Origin of the sequence: Streptomyces sp. AA4, assembly GCF_000158875.1 — a bacterium.
Lineage (GTDB): Bacteria > Actinomycetota > Actinomycetes > Mycobacteriales > Pseudonocardiaceae > Amycolatopsis.
Genome location: NZ_GG657746.1, coordinates 1,182,476 through 1,201,660 on the forward strand (window position 1 = coordinate 1,182,476; position 19,185 = coordinate 1,201,660).

Consider the following 19,185-nt stretch of genomic DNA (forward strand, 5'->3'; position numbering starts at 1 on the left):
CATTCCGGCTATTCGCGCCCGCGCGAAGGGATGGTGCTGAAATGCCGGATTCCCCTCGGCCGTTCCGGTTCGGCCTGAGCCTGCACAAGCGCTGCAGCCGCGAGGAGTTCGTCGCGAAGTGCAAGCGTGCCACCGAACTGGGCATCGACGTGCTCGTCGTGCCCGATCACCTGGGAATGCCGTCGCCGTTTCCCGGCGCGCTGCTCGCCGCCGAGACGTGCGACAAAGCGAAGGTCGGCACGTTCGTCCTGAACAGCGGTTTCTGGAACGGCAGTCTTCTCGCGCGCGAGATCGCGACCGCGCAGTTGATGACCGGCGGCCGGTTCGAACTCGGACTCGGCGCCGGATACGTCGAAGCGGAATACCAGCAAGCCGGCATCGCCTTTCCCAGCCGCGCCGGCCGCGTCGAGAATCTGCGCCGCGCGGTGGAGGTCGCCCGTTCGGACGAGTCGTCGCCGGGCACGCTCCCGAAGCCCCCGCTGCTCGTCGCCGGGCGCCGCGACCGCACACTGAGCCTGGCGGCACGCTACGCCGACATCATCGGACTGAGCACGCTCACCGACGAGCCGGCCGGCCCCGGTCAGCCCGCCCAGCTTCGCGCGATCACCGCGGAGGAACTCGACGTCCGGGTGGAGAAGGTCCGGAAAGTCGCCGGGGACCGCTTCCCGTCGATCGAGCTGAACCTGATGATCCACCACGTGCACCCCACGGAAAACCGGGCGGCCGCCGCCGAGGAGTTGAAGGCGATCGCGCCGCAGATGTCCGGTGAACAGCGCCTGGACGCGCCGACCGGGCTCATCGGCAACGTCGCGCAGATGGCAGAGATCCTCAGGGAACGCCGGGACCGGTGGGGCGTCAGCTACCTCACCGTCCACGAGCAGTACCTGGACGCGCTGGCCCCCGTGATCAGCGAGCTCAAGTGACGGCGAGTCCGGGCCGGGTGGCCGGGGAAAGCAGGGAAGGCGGTTTCGCGCGCAGCCCGAAGCTGATCCTCGCGGTCGTGAGCTTCGGGTCGTTCATGTCGTCGCTCGACATGTCGATCATCAACATCGTCACGCCGGTGATGGCGCGGGAATTCGGCAGCAGCCTGGCCGCGATGACCTGGGTGATCAACGCCTACCTGATCGCCAACGCGGCACTGGTGATCCTCTGCGGCCGGCTCGGCGACATGTTCGGGCACCGGCGGATGTTCCTCGCCGGGGCGACCGTCTTCACCGTCGCGTCGGTGGGCTGCGCAGTGGCGCCGAACCTCGAGGCCCTGCTGATTTCGCGGGCGGTGCAGGGCGTGGGGTCGGCGATGCTGTACCCGCAGGCGATGGCGATCATCGTGGCCGTCTACCCGGCCGCCAAACGCGGCGCGGCCATCGGGATCTGGAGCGCGGTGTCCAGCCTGGCCTCGGTGCTGGGCCCGCTGATCGGCGGCACGCTGACGTCGCTGGCGAGCTGGCGCGCGAACTTCGTGCTGAACCTGCCGATCGGCATCGCGCTGGTCGTCGTCGGGGCCTTCGTCCTCCCCGCGGCCGGGGCGCGGCAGCGGCAGCGCCTGGACTGGCTCGGCGCCACCCTGGTCACCGCCGCGCTCGTGGGCGTCTCGTTCGGCCTCATCGAGGGCGAGAAATACCACTGGGGCACGATTTACGGCTGGATTTCCATCCCGCTGATCCTCGTGCTGTCGGTGGTGTTCTTCGCCGCCTTCGTCGTCGTGGAGCGACGCAAACAAGGGCACTCCCCGCTGATCTCGTTCCAATTCTTCCGGGATCGCAACTACACGCTGATGGTGCCCGCCACGACCACCGTGTCGCTGGTCATCGTGGGCACGATGCTGCCGATGGCGATGTTCGGCCAGTACGCGCTCGACTTCAGCCCCGCCCAGGTCGGCGCCCTGATGTTCCCGATTTTCGTCACGGTCGCGATCTGCGCGCCGCTCGCCGGGAAACTCGCGGACCGAATAGGCGGGAAACGGGTCTTCCTCGCCGGGCCGGTGTTCTTCGGCGTCGGCATCCTGTGGTTCGTGGGCGTCGCGGACATCGACACGTGGTGGCTGCTGCTGATCCCCGGCCTCCTGCTCGTCGGCATGGGGCTCAGCTGCACCTTCACGCCCTTGAATTCGCTGGCCATGCACAACGTCCCGAAGCAACTAGCCGGATCGGCCTCGGGCATCCTGCACACCGCCCGCCAGTTCGGTTCGGTCATCGGCGGTTCGGTGATGGCCGTGCTGATGCAAGCGTTCCTGGCGTCCGCGGTGACCACCGAGACGGCCTCGCACGTCGGCCAGCTTCCCGCTTCGGACCGGGCATCGTTTGAGGCGTTCGTCGGCAATTCGATGTCCTCGATCGGCAAGGCGGCGGAGTACGCCGGGACGGGCAGCGGTGGCGCGGTCCCTGGTGGTGCGGCCGGGGAGGCGGCTGCGCGGGAGATCTTGCGGGAGTCGGTGGTCAGCGCGGTGCGGCCGACGTTGCTGGTGCTGGCCGGGATTTTGATGATCGCGCTGGTCTGTGCGGCCTTCGCCCGCTCCCCGCGTCGGCAAGCCGTCTGAAAGCCGCTCGCCGCTGTCCGTCCTGAGTGGACGGACAGCGGGTCAGTACAGCGTCACCGGAATGGTTTCGTAGCCGTTCATGTTGAACGTCTTCCGGCGCACGGGCTTGCCCGCGAGGGCGAGCCCGGGGAAACGGTCGAACAGCGAGCCGAAGACGATCCGGCCCTCCAGCCGGGCCAGGCCGGCGCCGAGGCAGAAATGCGAGCCGAACGCGAACGACGCCAGCGGCGGCCGGGGCCGGTCCAGGTCGAAGGCGTCCGGGTTTTCGTAAGCGTCCGGGTCGCGGTTCGCCGAGCCGATCAGGAAGACGACCTCGGTGCCCGCCTCGATCCGGGTGTCGCCGATGACCAGCTGTTCCTCGGCGATACGGCTGACGAACTGCAGCGGCGGGTCGTACCGCAGAACCTCCTCGGTCGCCGCGTGGGCCCCCGCTTCCGGGTCGCGCCGGATCCGGGCGACGACGTCCGGACGGGAGAGCAGCGCGACGCAGCCGTTGCCCAGCATGTTCGACGTCGTCTCGAACCCGGCGGCGAACAGCAGGAAAATCGTCTGCACCAGCTCCGCTTCGGACAGCTCCTCGGTGTCGTCCCGGACGCCGATCAGCGCCGAAGCGAGATCGTCGCGCGGGGACCGCCGGCGTTCCGCCACGAGATCGAGGAAGTAGCGGTGCAGGACCTCGCTGGCTTCGCCCGCCCGTGCGGCCGCTTCCGCCGCGTGGACCGGATCGATGACCAGCAGGAAGTCCAGCACGTGCGGAAGCAGCGCGAACTGGTCGGCTTTCGGCACGCCCACCAGGCTCCCGATGACGTGCATGGGGATCCGCGAGCAGAGGTCCCTGGCCAGATCAGCCTCACGCCCGGCCGATTCCAGGTCCTGGTAGAGATCCGTGACGACCTGGGCGATGCCGTCCGAAAGCGCGGCGACCCGCTTCGGGGTGAACGCCTTGTTGACCAGTCCCCGCAGCCTGCGGTGCCGGGACCCGTTCTCCCACAGCAGCGATTGGTAGAACTGCGCCAGGCCGACTTGGTCGCGCCAGCCCGGATGTTTCCCGTCCCGCCGGCCGGGATCCTGTTTGACCAGACCGGGGAGCCGGAAACCCGAGGCGACATGATCGTATTTGCCGATACAGACCATGTTGAGGCCCGGAATGGCGAACGGCGACTGCTCGCGGAACGCATGGTAGAACTCGTACAGGGCGTCGTCGCGTTCTCGCGCGAACAGAGGACCGATTTCCGGACTGAGATCCGGAGGCGTGCGCACCGCCATTCATTCCCTCCCGGTTTCGTGGGCCGCGTTCAGCCGAGGTAGCCGCCGTCGAGTTCGAGCACGTGCCCGTTGACGTAACTGCTCGCCTCGGTGCAGAAGTAGACGAGGGCGCGGCCGATGTCCTCGCTGTTCCCGGCGCGGCCGAGCGAGATGTTCTCCAGGTACTTCTCCCACAGCCCGGGCACCTTCTGGAGATCCGCTCCCATGCCGACGTCGAACAGGCCGGGGGAGATGCAGTTGACGGTGATGCCGTACCGGGCGAGTTCGACGGCGCTGGTCCGGGTGAGCATCTCGACGCCCGCCTTGCTCGCGCTGTAGGCGGCCGCGCCGGGCATCGGCCGCCGGGCCATTCCGGACGAGATGTTGACGATCCGCCCGCCGCGCTCGGACAGGTACGGGACGGCGGCGTTGGTCAGCAGAAACGTGGCGGTGAGGCAGGTTTCGACGGTCTCGCGCCATTCGCCCGGCGTGAGCTTCTTGACGAACCCGTCGTGCCGCACCGCGGCGTTCGACACGACGATGTCGACCCCGCCGAACGTCTCCGCGGCCGTTTTCAGCGCGGCGGCCACGGACTCCGCGTCCGTGACGTCGGTTTCGCAGTGCCGTACCCGGTCGCCGAAGCGTTCGCGGAGTTCGCCGGTCCGTCCCGGGGTGCGCGAGGCGCACAGCACGCTGGCGCCCTCGGCGAGGAGGGCTTCGGACATCGCGAACCCGAGGCCCTTGTTGCCGCCCGTCACGATCGCGGTCTTTTCGGTGAGTCGTTCTTCCATGCGGGAACCTCGTCGGGTCGGTGCGCCGCCGCGCACGGGTTGGCTATCCGAACAATAGCTGTCCCGGACGTCGGGAGCGCAATTCTAAAAACTCGCTAAAAAGCCGCTTAATCTGCCCGGAACGGGGCCGCGGAAGAGAACTTCCGGCCTCGTTTCGGCAGGTCCTTCGTGGTAGACGTGGTGCGAACTGTGTGAGAGCATACCAGCGCGGATCGCCGATTGCGTACGCGAGAAGCGATCTTCTGGGGCATTTTCGGATTATTGTTTGGGGGAGCGTTTTGGCTGAGAGAACGCGCGCGGCGGAAACGGCGTCCGGCGGGACTGCCCGGCGATCGGCGAAGGGATGAGCCTGGCCAGGGAGGTTCGCGGCGAGCTTCCGCTCAAACCGACTCCCCGCGTCCAGCTGCACTCCCTGACCGGATTGCGCGGCGTGCTCGCCGCGCTCGCGTTCCTGTGCCACTTCACCACGCTCCATCTGCTGCCGCAGGACGGGCACATCCGGTTCGTCACCACGGAAATGGCGTCGATCCTGGTGCCGGTCCAGTACGCCGGGATGAACGTCTTCTTCGCGATGAGCGGTTTCGTGATGGCGTGGGCGGCGCGGCCGGACGACACGGCGCAGGCGTTTTGGCGCCGCCGGTTCGCGCGGCTGTACCCGATTTATTTCGTGACCACGATCCTGGCCGCGGTCGCGTTGTTCGTGCTGCACATGCCGACGTCGATCGGAAACGTGCTGTCGCACGTGTTCCTGCTGCAGGCCTGGGCTCCGGACCAGGGCGTGATCTACGGCGTGAACCCGGTTTCGTGGTCGCTGAGCGTCGAGGTGTTCTTCTATCTCGTTTTCCCGGCGCTGCTCCTGCTGCTGAGCAGGGCGACCGACCGGCTGCTGTGGATCACGATGGCCGTCCTGCTGGTCCTGTCGTGGTGGCTGCCGTTCCTGGTGGGGGATACTTTCACTCTCGCGCATTCGTCTGGCTCCTCGTTTTTCAACCATTCGGAGCAGGGCGGCGAATTCACGTTCTGGTTCACCATGATCTTCCCGGTGTTCCGGCTCATCGACTTCGTCACCGGCGCGGCGGTGGGCATGCTGCTGCGGCGGGGCACGTGGCGCGGGCCGAACATGCCGGTCACGCTGGTCCTCGTCGCGGTCATGTTCGTGATCGACTTCCTGTTCCTGCCCAACCGGATCCAGCGCGTCGGCGGTCTGCTGCCGGTGGTGCTGCTGCTCATGGCGACCCTGTCGCGGGCGGATCTGGCCGGGCGGACGTCGTGGCTGCGGGCTCGCCCGTTCGTCTGGTTCGGCGACCGGTCCTACAGCTTCTACCTCGTGCACGTGCTGGCGTTCCTGCCGTTGCAGCCGGTGTTTTTGCGGCTCTACACGGAAATCGGGTTCATCCCGGCCCCGTCCCTGGACCTTCCGCTGCCGCTGCTGCTGTTCAACCTGCTCCTGTCCTTCAGCATCTGCACGCTCGCGGCCTGGGCGCTGCACAAGTACATCGAAGTGCCGATGTCCCGGCGGCTGCGCAGGGTCAAGAAATGACCGCCGCCGCTCCGGAATACCGTGGAGAGATCTCGTGAAATTCAAAGACCCGATCAAACGCGGCCTGCCCGCCATTTCCCTGATTCTCGTCGCCGAGGCGCTCGACGCCCTGCAGGACCAGAAGGGCGACGAGCGCAAGCGCTACTTGAAAGACACCGCGACCTCGGTCGCGCAGGGCCTGATCGGACTGGGCTTCTCGAGCGCGCTGCGCGCCCTGATGACGATCCCGTACACCTACCTGTACGAGCACGTGGCGCCCAGCAAGCGCAAGCTGCAAAGCCCGCGGGACTGGCTGATCCTGTTCATCGCGGTCGATTTCCTGGTGTACGTCTACCACCGGAACGCGCACGAGCGGCGGCTGCTGTGGGCCGGGCACCAGGTGCACCATTCGAGCGACTACGTCAACGTCTCGACCGCGTTCCGCCGCAAGTGGTCGCAGTGGTTCGAAAAGCTGGTCTGGGCGCCGCTTCCGCTGCTGGGCTACCCGCCGCAAGCCGTCTTCTACATGCACGCCTACCACCTCGTCTACGGCGTGTTCGCGCACATGGACAAGATCGAGCGGATGCCGCGCTGGTTCGAGAAGGTTTTCGTTTCGCCGTCGCACCACCGCGTGCACCACGGCGTCGAGCCGAAGTACCTCGACAAGAACTACGGTTCGATCCTCATCATCTGGGACAAGCTGTTCGGCACGTTCCAGGAAGAGGAGGAGCGGCCTACGTACGGCCTGACGAAGCCGGTGCCGACCGAGAACGTCGTCGGCCTGCAGACGTTCGAGTTCAAGGACCTGTGGCGGGATGTCCGCAAGGCGCGGAACGCGCGGGAACGGGTCAAGTACCTCTTCGGCCCGCCGGGGTGGGAGCCCGGGGACGCGGCCGGTCCGGCCGCCTGAGCCCGGATGAACCGCCAGGAAGAGGGTTGCCCGTGACTTCGGTCGCCGTGCTGGGCTCGGGGCTGTTCGGGATCGCGGCCGTCCGCGGCCTGCGGCGGTCCGGTTTCGAGGCGACCTGGCTGTCCGAGGATCCGGTTCCCGGCGGGTTGTGGCGCGAGGAATCCCGGGCCAGCAAGGTGTATCCGTCGCTGCTGATGATCACGCCCGGGGGAGACTCGGTGTTCGCCGAACACCGGGCGGAACTCGGCAATCCGGACCGGTTCCTGCGCTGGCGCGAGTACGCCGACTACCTTGCCCGGGCCGTACCGGACGGCGACGAGAAGCGCGTTTTCGGGGCTCGGGTGCGGGAATGCCGCCCGGTCGGGGACGGCTGGGAAGTGCACGCGGACGGCGAGTTCGTCGAGAAGTTCGACTGGATCGTCAACGCCACCGGCCGGAACAACCGTCCCAGTGCACTGCCGGTTCCGGCCGAGGGCACGGCCTACCGGTACGTGCACGCCGCGGAGTACCGGGAATTGTCGGACGTCCGGGACGCGCGGTGCCTGGTGGTCGGGCTCGGTCAGTCCGGAGTGGACATCGCGAGCGATCTCGCGCTCCGGGGGAACGAGGTCGACTGCAGTATCCGGTCCAGCAGCTGGATCGTCCCGAAGTACCTTCTCGGCAAACCGGCCCGGGTGTCGCGCGCGTCCGGACTCGCGCGGCGGCTCGGTTCGCCGGTCAAACGCCGGCTCACCCCGCATTTGCTGCGGTTCCTCGTCGGCAGACAGGACGTCTGGGGTCTGCCCGAGCCCGCGGCCGGGGCGATGCCCGTGGTCTCCGACCTGTTCCTGCACGTGCTCCGGCACGGTTTGGTGACCTTGCGCCCGGCGGTCGAGTCGTTGGGCGAGAAGGAGGTTTGCTTCGCGGACGGGAGCGAGGAGCGCTACGACGTCGTCGTGTCGGCAACCGGTTACGAATGGGCTTTGCCGCACCTGCCTGCCGCCGTGGAGGAATCGGTCCGAGATGACGGGCTCCTGCTGGGAATGGTGCCGCCCGCCGTGGACCGTCTCATCCTGCTCAACGGCTTCCGGTGCAAGGGGGCCGCGATGGCGTGCGCGGAGATCCAGGGCGAGCTGGTGCCGCGCATCGTGCGCGGCGACCTCGCCTCGCTGGCCCGGAACGTCTCTCCGCTGAGCCAAGACCGCGCGCGGGCCGGGTTCACCGGCCCGGAGTACCAGGATTATCTCCGTGGCCACCGTTGAGACGGAGAAGACCGCGCGGCCGGTGCTGCTCGTCGTCGGCGTCGTCACGGTCTTCTTCCTCATTCTGGTCGACGCGTCCGGGACGATCGCCCTGCGTTCGGCGGTCAGCGGCTATTTCGGCGTGGGCGCGGATCGCGCCGGACTGGTGTATGCCTGCTATTTCGTCGCCTACGCCGCGCCGCTGCTGGTCGCGGGCAGGCTCGGCGACCGGTTCGGCCACCGCGGGGTGCTGCTGTGGAGCACCGCGGGCTTCCTGCTGGCGACGCTCGGCGCGAGCCTCGCTGGAACGTTCCCGCTTCTCCTGGTGACCCGCGTCGTCCAGGGACTGCTCGGCGGGATCGCCACTCCGCAACTGCTCAGCCTGCTGAAGCTGCACGTTCCGGCGCGGTTGCGTGGCGCGGCGATGACCGCACACGGCGTGGTGGTCGTGATCGCGTTCTTCGGTGGTCCCGCTTTCGCCGGGGTGAGCACGGTGCTCGCGTCGTGGCGGCTGTTCTACCTCGGCCAGGTGCCGTTGGGGCTGGTCGCGCTGGTCCTCATCGCCGCCGCGTCCGGGCGGGTCCGTCCCGGCGTTGCCGCGCTCGATTCGCCCAGCGCGGTCATGAGTTTCGTCTTCCCGCTGGTGATCTGCGTGGGCCTCCTCGTCGGCGGTGCGAACCTCACCGTCTGCCTGCTGCTGATCGCCGCCGGGGCGGTCGTACTCCTGGTTTTCCTGCGGCGGCAACGCATCCTGCCCGCTCAGACCGTGATCACCCCGCCGCGCTTGTTCGCCGTTCGCGACTTTTCCTACGCTTCGGTCGTCGCCGTGCAACTCGGTTTCGCCACAACCGCGATGCTCGCCGCGGTGATGCAGTACCTGCAGGCGGACCGCGGTCTCGGCGAGGTCGAGTCCGGGCTCATCCTCACGCCGATGGCGGTGCTGGCTTTGCTGTTCGCCCCGGTGGCTGCGCGTCAGACGTCCCGCGACCGGGAGTGGTACCTGGTGCTGGCCGGGTTCGTGTTGTTCGCGCTGTGCATGGGTTTCCTCGCGCTGCGCGGCGGCCCCGGCACGCCGATCGTCGTGCTGCTCGGCCTGTCGGCGGTTTGCGGGATCGCGTCGACCTGCGTTTTCGGAGCGCTGAGCGCGGTTTCGATCCGGGAGGTGGAACCGTCGCTGAGCGGTGCGGCGTCCGGGCTCTACAACTTCGGACGACAGTTCGGTGCGGCCCTCGGCGCCAGCATGACCGTGGTGCTGACGCAGCTGCGGCGGGGCGACGGTTTCTGGAGTTTCCTGCCGGGCACGCACGCCGGGCCCGCGCTGCTGGTGAGCACGGCGGTGATGATCACGGGAGCGATCACCACCGCCGCGGCTCTGCGGGCTCAGCGCGCCCGGCGCGGCTGAGGGATCAGCTTGCCCGACCCGGCGAGAACCGGTCCTGGATTTCCAACCCGCCGAGTTCCGCGATCCCCGCCATGACCTGCCGCGTGAACCGGTGGAGTTCCTTCGGGCTCTTCACGTTGCCCTCCGGCGGCGCGATGGGTTCGCCGATCTCGACCGAGCAGTGGGTCAGTTTGCCCGACAGCAACGCGCCGAGCGAGAAGTCCGCCGTTCCGGTGATCACGACCGGATGCACCGGCACCCCGGTGCGGAACGCGGCCTGCGCGACCCCGGTGTGGCCGCGGTAGAGCAGGCCCGGCCTGCCGCGCGTGCCCTCGGGGAACACGCCGAAGACCTTTCCGGCCTCCAAGTTGGCCACGGAGACGTCGACGGCGTTGAGGCCGCCGATCGTGCCGCCGCGGATTGTGCTGATCTGGCCCTGGCTTTCGAACAGCAGGCGCATCAGCCGCCCGCGGATTCCGGGGGCCTCGAAGTACTCGCGCTTGGCGAGGAACACGATCCGGCGGGGGCACACGAGCGAGAGCAGGAACGGGTCGAACGGGGAAAGGTGGTTGGGGGCCAGGATGATCGGGCCTTCGGCGCTGAGCCGTTCCAGTCCCTTCACCTTCGGCCGGATGATCGCTTTGAGCAGCGGGCCGGGGAAGACGTATTTCAACGCGAAAAACGACGGCCTCAGGTCCCGCTGCCGCCACACGCGCCGCGGAGTCATCATGGTGCGCTCACCTCGTTCCCGGTCGCCGCTGACGACTTCAGCAGCGCGATGATGTCCTGGCCCACCGTGCTCGTGCCGAACGCTTCGAACCGCTGGTCGCGGAACCGGCTCCGGGCGAGGCCGCGCTGGACCTTGCCGCTCGTCGTGCGCGGCAGCGAGCCGACCGGGACGATCTGGATCCCGACCCGGGGGAGGTCGAGCGCCGCGGCGAGTTCCTGGCCCCACGTGTCCAGCACCGCGCCCAGTCCGTCCTCGCCGCGCACCAGCGACCGCGGCACCTCCAGCAGGACCATGGCCTCGTCATGGGTGGAGTGCGCGATGCCGAACGCCGCGGACGGGACGTCGCGCCGCGCGATCTCGGAGAGCTTCCGCTCGATGTCGACGGCGTGGTGCTGGACGCCGTTGCGGCTGATCAGATCGGCCTCCCGGCCGCAGACGTACAGCTCGCCCTCGTGGAAGAACCCGAGGTCGCCCGATTCGTGCCACCAGCGCCCGGCCGGGGCGTCCGCGACGGCCGGGACCGAGCCGATCGACCGGCAGTACGTTCCGGTGAACACGTTCTCCCCGCGGATCAGCACCGAACCGACCGTCCCGTCCGGAACCGGTTCGCCGTCCTTGCGGATTTCGACCTCGCAGCCCACCGGCCGTCCCGAGCTGACCAAGCGGCGGGCCCCGTCGTCCGAACACGGCCGGGCGGTCCCGGCGTGGTCGAGGTCGCGGGCGGAGAAGGCGCGGCTCACCGCTCCGGTGCCGCGCCGGCGTCCGGACACCATCAGCGTGGCTTCCGCCATCCCGTAGCACGGCAGCCAGGCCGACGGGTCGAATCCCGCGGCGGCGAACCGGTCCTCGAACCTCTTCAGCGTCGCGTGGCTGAGCGGTTCCGAGCCGTTGAGCAGCGTCCGGAGCGTCGACAAGTCCCCGGACCAGGCGGCGGGCACGCGGTCGACGCAGAGCCGGTACCCGAAGTCCGGGGCGACGCTGATCGTCGCGCGCACCTGGCCGATCAGGTCGAGCCAGCGGCCGGGACGGCGGATGAACGCCGACGCCGACAGGAAGTACACGCCGAACCCGCGGTACATCGGGAGCAGCAGGGACCCGATCAGGCCCATGTCGTGGTAGAAGGGGATCCAGCCGACGCCGACGTCGTCCGCCGTCACCCCGGTCAGCTCCTCGAGCGAAGCCAGGTTCGCGCCGAGCGCGCCGTGGGTGATCGGCACGCCCTTGGGCGACGACGTGGAGCCCGAGGTGAATTGCACCATCGCCACGCGGTCGGGCGACACCGCGGGTGTGTCCGGCCACGGCTCGGCCGTGCCCAGCAGGTCTTCGACGTAGAGGATCCGTGCCCGGGGATAGTCGCCCGCCTTCTCCGGCGGGATCGCCGTCCGGGACGTGAGGACGACCGCGCCGTCGCTCTCGTTCACGATCCGGCCGAAGCGTTCCTTCGCCCGGGAACCGCCGGACGGCGGCGGCAGCGGCACGGCCGGAACCTCGCGCAGGAGACAGGCGAGGAACGCGTACGCGAATTCGAACTGGTGCTCCAGCGCGAGCACGACGCACGGGCTCGTGATTTCGCCCAGCGCCGCGGCGAGGCGGCGGGCTTGGTCGTCGACCTCCGCGGACGACTTCCGGTCGATCAGGATCTCGTCCCGCTCGAAGTCGCAGAAGGCGACGGAGCCCGCCGAGCCCGCCACGTTCGCGGTCCACCGGTCCAGGAACATCTCGTGCATGGGGCTACGCCTTCTCGTTCAGGACGCTGATCGCGGGCCACCCGGCTCGGTCCTCCTGGAGCACGAGTTCGACCACGCGGTCGGCGAGACCGTCCGGACACGCCGTGCGGATGCCCAGCAGGTGCAGCGCGCGCACCGCGGCCAGTTCGGCGATGTCCTTTTGGTGGCTGGTGAGGACGTCCGCGTTGACCTTCAGGAAGCCGCACACCGCACCGAAAAGGTGCGTCCAGACGAGCGCGTACCCGGCGGCCGAGGACCGGTCGCCGCTCCGGGTGCGGTCGAGGTGCTCGCGGAGCGCGGCGGTTTCCCGCCCGCTCATCTCGATCGGCAGCGTGCCGGCGTCGAGGTCGTGGATCAGTTCGAGCAGGATCGGGTTGTCTCCCAGGCTGGTCAGCCGCAGGTCGCGACCGGACGGCTGCCACGCGAGCGGCGGGCTGTCGACGGACACCAGCGGGGCAAGCGCCGCGGGATCGCGTTCCTGGAGCGCGGTTCCGGCCTGTTCGAGGGCGTTGCGCAGGTTGACGTGCGACGTTCCTTCGAAGATCCCGGCGATGTCGTGTTCGGTCGAAAGCTGGTGCAGCCGCCACGCGTACGGCGTGTCGAGGAAACTCCGCGCGCCGAGAACCCGTTGCGCGGCACGGATTCCGCGTTCGGCGAGGAACGGGATCCCGGCCTTGGCGATCGACGACCAGAGCGCGAAACTCTGCGGACGCAGGACGAGCGAGCGGAGCGAGATGTGCGCGAAGAGTTCGCCGAGCGCGGCGTCGAGCGCCATCGACAGGATTTCCTCGCGCACCTCGGGCAGCCGCGAGATGGCCTGCCCGTACAGCTTGCGCCGGTCGGCGTACTTGACCGCGATCGCCAGCGCGCTGTCCAGGCTGCCGAGCGACAGGCCGGAGATCAGCGTGCGGGTGACCTGGAGCGTCTTGAGCACCTGGGCGACCCCGATGGACTCCGGCCCGACCAGCGCGGCCGCCGCGGGTCCCTCGAAGCGGATCCCGCCGAGGTCGTGTCCCCACATCCCGATGGAAGTGGCGGGATCGCCGGCGCGGACCGCGGGGGAGGCGGTCCGGTCGACGAGCAGCACGGACAGCCTGCCCCGGTCCGAACGGGCGAGGGTGGTGCAGACGCTGCCCTTGGCCGCGTTGCCGATCGGCCACTTCTCGCCGCGAAGATCCGCTTCGCCCGGACCGCGCACGCGGTAGGTCGTGCGGGTCGCCTGGAGGTCGCTGCCGGTGTCGCGTTCGGACACCGCGAAGCCGGCGACCCCGCCGTCGAGCAGCCGGGACGCGACGAGCGCCCGCTGCTCCTCGCTGCCCCACAGCCACACGGGGTTCGCGCCCAGCAGGCTGGAGCCGTATTTGATCACCGGCGTGATGGACCGCTGCGAGACCTGCCGGGCCATGACGAAGAGGTCCCAGGGATCCGTCAGGTATCCGCCGAGGGCCGCGGGAACCGTGTACTTGCCGAACCCCGCGCGCAGGGCGGCTTCCTCGACCTCCCGCGGATAAACCCGCCGGTCGAACCGGTCGTTGAGGGCGTGCAGCCCGCACGGATTGTCCTCGGCGAAGAAATCGCCGAGGTCGATCGACGGCCGGGCGGTGCTGGCGATGCTCATGGGAGACCTCCCGCCGCCTTGCCGACGGCCCGCGCCAGGGACATCAGCGCGGGCATCGGGCGGGCGTAGACGGTGATTTCGCGGACAAGTCCATTGTGGACGGTGAGCACGTCCATTCCGTGCACCGTCTTGCCGTCGACCGAGGCGGTGAACCGCAACGCGTGCCGTTGCGCGGCGCCGCTCTCGTCCGACATCGGCGGGTACGGGTACCGGATTTCGTCGAGGGCGATCGACAACGCCGTCAGCAGCCCCATCACCGCCGCCCGGCCCTGGTAGGGCTTGGGCATGACCGGGCTGTGCAGGACGACGTCGTCGGCCAGCAGGCGTTCCAGCGCGGGCAGGTCGCCGGCGACCGCCGCCTCTTCGAACGCCGCGCAGATCGGGATCGTTCGCGTCACTCCGGCAGCTCCAGGGCGACCTTGTCCGCCAGCTCGCGCACCGTGCGGACTTCCGCGAGCTTCTGCGGATCGAGTTCGACGTCGAGTTCTTCCTCCAGATCGGTCACGATGCTGAGCAGGTAGACCGAGTCGACGCCGTAGTCGCCGAGGGGCCGGTCGACGTCGACCGCCGAGTCCGGGAGGTCGAGGTAGTAGGAAGCGCGCCCGACGACGAACTTGGTGATCCGCTCCCGAACCGCGGTTCCGGACGTGTCGATGTGTGTCATTGGAATAGTCCTCCCTTGTGGTGCTGTCCCCCAGCGGTCGCGTCCACGAGCCGGTGCCCGGCGCCGGGCAACCCGAGCAGGGCGTCCGCGACCACTCGTACTTCGTTCAGGACCTCGTGCCCCGCGGTCGGCCGGGCGGCCGAGAACTGGAACGAGGTGAATCCCTCCAGCGGGGCGCCGAGCGCGAAAAACTCCGGCGCCTCGGTTCCGTCGGCGGTCACGACCTGGAAGCGGTCGTTCACCACGACGCCTTCGTAGCCGGGTTCGCGTCCGGTGCTCAGCTGCCCCTTGCCGAGCAGCCGCGAGGTCAGCGTGGCTCCCGGCGCGAGTTCGCTCGACGCGGCGATGCGGCCGCGGAGGAAGTGGCCGGACTCGGCTGCCGCGCCCGGGAACTGCTGCGGCAGCACGTCCACGACGCCGCTCGCGACCAGGGCTTGCACGCGCCGGGTGGATTCGAGGCTCGCCCCGTTCACGCATTTGCCGATCATCGGGAAAAGGCGGCTCCGGACGGCGCGGTCCTGGCCCGCGCTGAGCACCCGCCGGTCGCAGAGCCGCTGGATGGCCGGGCGGAACCGGCGGAGGACGACTTCGAGCGCGGTGCACAGGACGTCGCCCGCGAGCCCTCGCCGCGCGGTCCGCACCGAACTCTCGATCAGCTCGCCGATCGGCGGCCGCGGACGGCGGTCGAGCACGTAGACCTGGAACAGCGGATGCTCGGTGACGCGGGGGAGGGCGCGGGGCAAGTGCCGGTCGACGGCTTCGGCCACCCGGGCCCAGTCGTCGAGCGCGCTCAGGTCGCGCAGTTCGTCCAGCCGCCCCGGCAGTTCCGCGAGGTCAGCCGAGAGCGACGCAGCCGCGTGCACGACGACGATCTCCGACAGGATCCTGGTGCGCAGCGCCTCGGCGGTCAGGCCGTGGTTCGCCGCGTCGAGGAAAACCGGTGCGCAGTCCGGCATCGGCCGGTCCGCGTCGAACGGGCGCGGCAGCGGAAGCAGCCCGCTGGGGCTGACCATCGCGATCCGTCCCGGTTCCGCGCCCGACGGCTCGTACCGGTATCGCCCCGCGTGCGGGACGAAGCGCCCGCCCCGGCCTTCGGTGAGATGCAGGGCCAATTCGATCGCGCTGAGCCCGGTGCCTTCGATCGTGACGGTGCTGCCCGGAAGCGGGGAATCCGGCCAGGGATAAGGAGTGGGGACGCGGTCGGTCAGCGCCCGGTGCCCGGCCTCGTGGCCGACCAGGAGCACGACCGCGCCGACCTCGAACGTTCCTTCGCCGGGCGTCACGATCGTGAACGGTGCCCGGCCCTGCTCGGCTTCGATGTCGGTGACCAGCGCGCGCACGAGCCGGACCGCGATCCCGTGCCGTTCGGTCAGTTCGCGCCGTGCCCGCTCGAAAGCGCCGATCAGCGCGGAACCGTGCTGCGCGCGCACCGCCCACGACCGCGATTCCCCGCCGGAACCGTTCTCCGCCAGCCACGCGAAGAGCGTCTGCTCGCGGGGGCCGAGGGAAAGCCCTTCGGCCGAGCGGTTGAGGACGGCGTACGCGGGCAGGGCCGGGTCGTGGACCCAGCCCGCGCCGAACTCGCCGACGGCGTTGAAGACGACGACCTCGCCGAACCACGGCGTCGCGCCCTCGTCGAGCAGCTGGACCAGGCTCTGCAACAGGTACGTCGCCCGCGGCCCGCCGCCGACGAGCGCGATCGCCGGGCCGCTCATCCGACGCTCTCTTCGAGCGCGTCCGCCAGCCGGTCGAGATCCTCGGCCGTGATGGCGCCCATGGTGCTGATCCGGAAGCAGGATCCGGCGTATTCCCCTTGTGCCGCATAGGCGCGCAGGCCGCGCTGGGCCAGGTGTGCGGAAAGCGAAGCGAAGGTGTGTCCCTCCGGCAGCCGCGCCATGGTGAGCGCGCTCGCCGGTTCGACGCCGTCGAGGACCGGCCACAGCCCGAGCGCGGCCAGCCGTTCCCGGAGCTGTTCGCTGCGGCGGCGGTACCGGAGGTTGCGCTTCGGCCACCCGCCCTCGGCCTGCAGGTCGTCCAGCGCCGCGGAAAGACCTGCGGCGACCTGGGTGGGGAGGGTGAACGCGAGATCTCCCGCGGTCTGGTGGGAGACGTGCTTGCCGAGGTCGAGGGTGATCGGGGCGCGGACTGGGGGAGCGGCTTCGGGAATTTCCCGCGGCCGCAGGCAGATCGCCAGCCCCGGCGGCGCTTCGAGCGCCTTGTTCGAGCACGTGGCCCACCAGGTCCGGACGCCGGACGGCACGGTCAGATCCTCGCCGGCGAAGCTGCTGACGGCGTCCACGACGAGGTCAAGACCTTCGGCGGCGCACAGCGCGGCGGTGCCCGACAGATCGTTGAGCGTGGCGGTGGACGTGTCGTGGTGCACGATCGCCAGGCGGTGCGTTCCCGGTCGAAGGCCGGACCGCACGACGTCGGTGAGCGGTTCGCCGGGTCGGAAGCCGATCTCGTAAACGGGATAGCCCACCGCGGCAAGGGTTTGCGCCATGCGCGACCCGTACGGTCCGCCGACCACGACCGCGGTGTCGCCACCCTCCCGGGCGGCGTCGAGCACGATCGCGTCCACTGCGGTCGCGCCTGATCCGGCGAAGACCGCTGCTTCGTGGGTGGCGCCCAGCAACGGTTCGTACACCAGGGGAAGCCGGGCGCGGATCGTGCCGAGGAGGGACAGGAAGTCGGGGTCGCGGTGCCCGATTTCGGGCCAGGCAAGGGTTTCCCGGACGCTCGGGGCGAGCGACACCGGACCGGGGTTGAACAGCGGACGCTGGGGCCAGGGCGCGGTCGTCATCCGGCGTTCACCGCCGACGCGGCGAAGCGGGCGCCTTGTTCGCGCGGCCCGAGCCGCGGCCTGCCGACGGGAACGACGTCGCCCGCGCGTGCCTTCAGCACGCACAGATGCGGGCCGGGCGCGGTGGCCGCAAGGGAGCGGTTCAGCAATTCCTCCGCCTTTTCGAGACTGTCGGCGGTTCCGGTCGACGGGTAGCCGACCGACCTCGCGATGCCTTCGAAGTCGACCCCGCCGCTGAGGCTCGGTTGCGCACCCGTCGAGTCGTAGGCGCCGTTGTCGATGACGACATGCGTGATCGGGACGGTCGCGTAGCGCGCGAGCGCCACCATGCTTTCCAGGCGCATCAGCAACGCTCCGTCCCCGTCCAGCACCACCAGCCTGGTCCGCGGCGAGCCCAGCGAGACGCCGAGGGCGAGGCTGGGCACGCAGCCCATCGAGCCGACCATGTAGAGGTCCTCGTCCCGGGCCTCGATGGATTCCAGCTCGCGGCCGGACATGCCGGTCGTGGCGATGACCGAGAGGTCGTGGCCCTGCCGGAGCCGGGCCAGCAGTTCGATGTAGGCCCGCCGGTTCGGCAAGGTGCCCGAAGACGGTTCCGTGCGCTGCTTCTCGAAGACGCCCTTCGGGACGAGCCAGGCATGGCTCTGTCCCTTGTGGACAGACTGGGCGGCTTCCTCGGTCGCGGCGAGCAGGGAATCGTGGTCCTCGACCACGGTGTGGCCCACGCCGATCGCGTCGAGCACGCCCTCGGTCGCCGCGCCCATCAGCCGGTGCTGCGGTTCGTCGCTCGTACCCGGACGGCCGCGGTAACCGACGACGAGCAGCAACGGCACCCCGAAGGTGGCCGCCAGCGACGTCAGCGGGTTGACGGCGTTGCCGAGGCCGGAATTCTGCAGGTACACGGCGGACCGTTTCCCCGTCAGCCGGGCACCGGCCGCGACCGCGACCGCCTCGCCCTCGTTGGTGCTCAGGATGTGCTGCGGCACCAGGGTGTCGAGGTCCCGCAGCCACGGGGCCAGCAGCGAGCACGGGACGCCCGCCACGAGATCGACGGCCCCGAGCGCCTTTTCGACGGCGGAGTGGAACGACTCCGCGGCGAGGTGGTCAACGGTCACCTGACGTAGCTTTCGAACAGCGCCGAGACCTCGTCGAGGCGTTGCAGGGCGAAGACTTCCTTCACCGGGGCGATCTCGTCCTCGACGTCGCGGCTGCTCCCGTTGGCGCGGATCTGCGTCAGCACGCGCTTGACGGCCGCGATCTGGGACCGGATCCCCTGGTTGGCGTAGATGGCCAGGGAGAACCCGGCCTCGCCGAGTTCCTTGGTGGTGAACTCGTAGTAGGTCGTCGGCACGCAGACGAGCGGCGTCGGCGAGGTCCACCGTTCGGCGAACTCGAGGAGTTTCTCCGCGTGCTTCGTCTTGTCGTGGACGAGCACGGCGTCGGCGCCCGCTTCGGCGTAGGCGAGGCCGCGTTCGAGGGCCTCGTCGACGCTCGCGCCCGCGATCAGGGCCTCGGTGCGCGCGATGACCTGCTGCTGCTCGACGACCTTGCAGTCCAGCATCGCCTCGACCTTGCCCGCCATGGTCGCGGCGGGGATCAGGGCGTGGCTGTGCTCGACGAAGCTGTTCATCTTCGGGAACGTCTTGTCCTCCAGGCAGAGGCCGTAGACGCCCGCCGCGAAGTAGTGCTGCGCGGTGTGCCAGGCGTTGACCGCGTTGCCGTATCCCGCGTCGCAGTCGACGATCACGGGCAGGGAAGTGGCCCGCAGGATCGCGCTCACCGCTTGCGCGGACTCGGTGCGCCCGACGATGTCGGCGTCCGCGAGCCCGAGCGATGCCGAGATCTCGAGGCCGCTCGCCCAGACGAAGTCGAAGCCGGCCTCGTCCACCAGGCGCGCGCTCAGGCCGTTGTGCGCGCCCGCGGCGGTCAGGATGTGTTCGGTGTCTTTGATCGGCCGCCATTTCCGGTCAGCGGCAATGGCGTGGATATTGTCGAACAAAACTTCCCCCGGTGGTTGCGGTGTGAAACCAGACGCGGCTGA

Annotated in this window: 17 protein-coding genes; 6 read left to right on the top strand and 11 right to left on the bottom strand. The window is 69.5% G+C overall.

Features of this window, described 5'->3' with window-relative positions; translation table 11 throughout:
- Nucleotides 1-41: 41 nt before the first annotated feature.
- Together SSMG_RS05705 and SSMG_RS05710 are read left to right on the top strand one after the other, a co-directional pair.
- Entirely contained in the window at nt 42-923 is an 882-nt protein-coding gene (locus tag SSMG_RS05705; RefSeq protein ID WP_009073663.1) for a TIGR03621 family F420-dependent LLM class oxidoreductase, read from the top strand.
- A complete protein-coding gene (locus tag SSMG_RS05710) occupies nt 920-2,536 on the top strand; it encodes a DHA2 family efflux MFS transporter permease subunit (protein WP_100266715.1) in 1,617 nt (538 codons plus the stop codon). Before SSMG_RS05705 ends, SSMG_RS05710 begins: the two co-directional genes overlap by 4 nt.
- 42 nt (nt 2,537-2,578) lie before the next feature.
- Here SSMG_RS05710 and SSMG_RS05715 read toward each other — a convergent pair whose 3' ends face one another.
- Nucleotides 2,579-3,802 carry a cytochrome P450 gene (locus SSMG_RS05715; RefSeq protein WP_009073668.1) on the bottom strand — a complete coding sequence of 408 codons (1,224 nt, stop codon included), beginning with the start codon at nt 3,800-3,802 and terminating at the stop codon, nt 2,579-2,581.
- A gap of 29 nt (nt 3,803-3,831) precedes the next feature.
- On the bottom strand, nt 3,832-4,572 hold the full coding sequence (locus SSMG_RS05720; RefSeq protein WP_009073670.1) for an SDR family NAD(P)-dependent oxidoreductase: 741 nt from the start codon (nt 4,570-4,572) through the stop codon (nt 3,832-3,834).
- Nucleotides 4,573-4,915: 343 nt separating this feature from the next.
- Here SSMG_RS05720 and SSMG_RS05725 point away from each other — a divergent pair, with 343 nt between their 5' ends.
- Genes SSMG_RS05725 through SSMG_RS05740 form a run of 4 tightly spaced genes read left to right on the top strand, consistent with a single transcriptional unit; the run spans nt 4,916 to nt 9,623 of the window.
- The gene (locus SSMG_RS05725; protein ID WP_009073672.1) at nt 4,916-6,112 is read left to right on the top strand and encodes an acyltransferase; all 1,197 of its coding nucleotides are present in this window, start codon (nt 4,916-4,918) and stop codon (nt 6,110-6,112) included.
- Nucleotides 6,113-6,146: 34 nt separating this feature from the next.
- Nucleotides 6,147-7,001 carry a sterol desaturase family protein gene (locus tag SSMG_RS05730; protein WP_009073673.1) on the top strand — a complete coding sequence of 285 codons (855 nt, stop codon included), beginning with the start codon at nt 6,147-6,149 and terminating at the stop codon, nt 6,999-7,001.
- A gap of 32 nt (nt 7,002-7,033) precedes the next feature.
- Nucleotides 7,034-8,242, top strand: coding sequence for an NAD(P)-binding domain-containing protein (locus tag SSMG_RS42250; RefSeq protein WP_009073675.1), 1,209 nt, complete (start codon nt 7,034-7,036; stop codon nt 8,240-8,242).
- Nucleotides 8,229-9,623, top strand: coding sequence for an MFS transporter (locus SSMG_RS05740; RefSeq protein WP_009073677.1), 1,395 nt, complete (start codon nt 8,229-8,231; stop codon nt 9,621-9,623). Before SSMG_RS42250 ends, SSMG_RS05740 begins: the two co-directional genes overlap by 14 nt.
- 4 nt (nt 9,624-9,627) lie before the next feature.
- Here the strand turns inward: SSMG_RS05740 and SSMG_RS05745 are convergent, their stop codons facing one another.
- From SSMG_RS05745 to SSMG_RS05785, 9 genes are read right to left on the bottom strand one after another with little or no spacing between them, the layout of a single operon-like run.
- A complete protein-coding gene (locus tag SSMG_RS05745; protein ID WP_078560712.1) occupies nt 9,628-10,332 on the bottom strand; it encodes a 1-acyl-sn-glycerol-3-phosphate acyltransferase in 705 nt (234 codons plus the stop codon).
- Nucleotides 10,329-12,059 carry an AMP-binding protein gene (locus tag SSMG_RS05750; RefSeq protein WP_009073681.1) on the bottom strand — a complete coding sequence of 577 codons (1,731 nt, stop codon included), beginning with the start codon at nt 12,057-12,059 and terminating at the stop codon, nt 10,329-10,331. Before SSMG_RS05750 ends, SSMG_RS05745 begins: the two co-directional genes overlap by 4 nt.
- Before the next feature lie 4 nt (nt 12,060-12,063).
- Nucleotides 12,064-13,677 (bottom strand): acyl-CoA dehydrogenase family protein, encoded by a 1,614-nt coding sequence (locus tag SSMG_RS42255; RefSeq protein WP_009073683.1) that lies wholly within the window; start codon nt 13,675-13,677, stop codon nt 12,064-12,066.
- Nucleotides 13,674-14,075, bottom strand: a complete 402-nt coding sequence (locus SSMG_RS05760; RefSeq protein WP_009073687.1) for a nuclear transport factor 2 family protein — start codon at nt 14,073-14,075, stop codon at nt 13,674-13,676. The genes SSMG_RS42255 and SSMG_RS05760 overlap by 4 nt, the downstream gene beginning before the upstream one ends.
- Complete coding sequence (locus SSMG_RS45240; protein WP_009073688.1) at nt 14,072-14,341, bottom strand: acyl carrier protein; 270 nt, start codon at nt 14,339-14,341, stop codon at nt 14,072-14,074. The genes SSMG_RS05760 and SSMG_RS45240 overlap by 4 nt, the downstream gene beginning before the upstream one ends.
- On the bottom strand, nt 14,338-16,056 hold the full coding sequence (locus SSMG_RS05770; RefSeq protein ID WP_009073690.1) for an FAD/NAD(P)-binding protein: 1,719 nt from the start codon (nt 16,054-16,056) through the stop codon (nt 14,338-14,340). Before SSMG_RS05770 ends, SSMG_RS45240 begins: the two co-directional genes overlap by 4 nt.
- Nucleotides 16,053-17,144: an alanine--glyoxylate aminotransferase family protein gene (locus SSMG_RS05775; protein WP_009073692.1), complete on the bottom strand. Its 1,092-nt coding sequence runs from the start codon at nt 17,142-17,144 to the stop codon at nt 16,053-16,055. Before SSMG_RS05775 ends, SSMG_RS05770 begins: the two co-directional genes overlap by 4 nt.
- Complete coding sequence (aepY, locus tag SSMG_RS05780; RefSeq protein ID WP_009073693.1) at nt 17,141-18,259, bottom strand: phosphonopyruvate decarboxylase; 1,119 nt, start codon at nt 18,257-18,259, stop codon at nt 17,141-17,143. Before aepY ends, SSMG_RS05775 begins: the two co-directional genes overlap by 4 nt.
- On the bottom strand, nt 18,256-19,143 hold the full coding sequence (locus SSMG_RS05785; protein ID WP_050788121.1) for an isocitrate lyase/phosphoenolpyruvate mutase family protein: 888 nt from the start codon (nt 19,141-19,143) through the stop codon (nt 18,256-18,258). Before SSMG_RS05785 ends, aepY begins: the two co-directional genes overlap by 4 nt.
- Between the last annotated feature and the right edge of the window lie 42 nt (nt 19,144-19,185).

Excerpts from the sequence above, each read along its gene's own strand:
- SSMG_RS05775 (WP_009073692.1), bottom strand. The coding sequence starts at position 17,144 with ATGACGACCGCGCCCTGGCCCCAGCGTCCGCTGTTCAACCCCGGTCCG.
- SSMG_RS05725 (WP_009073672.1), top strand. The coding sequence starts at position 4,916 with ATGAGCCTGGCCAGGGAGGTTCGCGGCGAGCTTCCGCTCAAACCGACT.
- SSMG_RS05720 (WP_009073670.1), bottom strand. The coding sequence starts at position 4,572 with ATGGAAGAACGACTCACCGAAAAGACCGCGATCGTGACGGGCGGCAAC.
- SSMG_RS05750 (WP_009073681.1), bottom strand. The coding sequence starts at position 12,059 with ATGCACGAGATGTTCCTGGACCGGTGGACCGCGAACGTGGCGGGCTCG.
- SSMG_RS05705 (WP_009073663.1), top strand. The coding sequence starts at position 42 with ATGCCGGATTCCCCTCGGCCGTTCCGGTTCGGCCTGAGCCTGCACAAG.
- SSMG_RS45240 (WP_009073688.1), bottom strand. The coding sequence starts at position 14,341 with ATGACACACATCGACACGTCCGGAACCGCGGTTCGGGAGCGGATCACC.
- SSMG_RS05715 (WP_009073668.1), bottom strand. The coding sequence starts at position 3,802 with ATGGCGGTGCGCACGCCTCCGGATCTCAGTCCGGAAATCGGTCCTCTG.
- SSMG_RS05770 (WP_009073690.1), bottom strand. The coding sequence starts at position 16,056 with ATGAGCGGCCCGGCGATCGCGCTCGTCGGCGGCGGGCCGCGGGCGACG.
- SSMG_RS42255 (WP_009073683.1), bottom strand. The coding sequence starts at position 13,677 with ATGAGCATCGCCAGCACCGCCCGGCCGTCGATCGACCTCGGCGATTTC.
- SSMG_RS05745 (WP_078560712.1), bottom strand. The coding sequence starts at position 10,332 with ATGATGACTCCGCGGCGCGTGTGGCGGCAGCGGGACCTGAGGCCGTCG.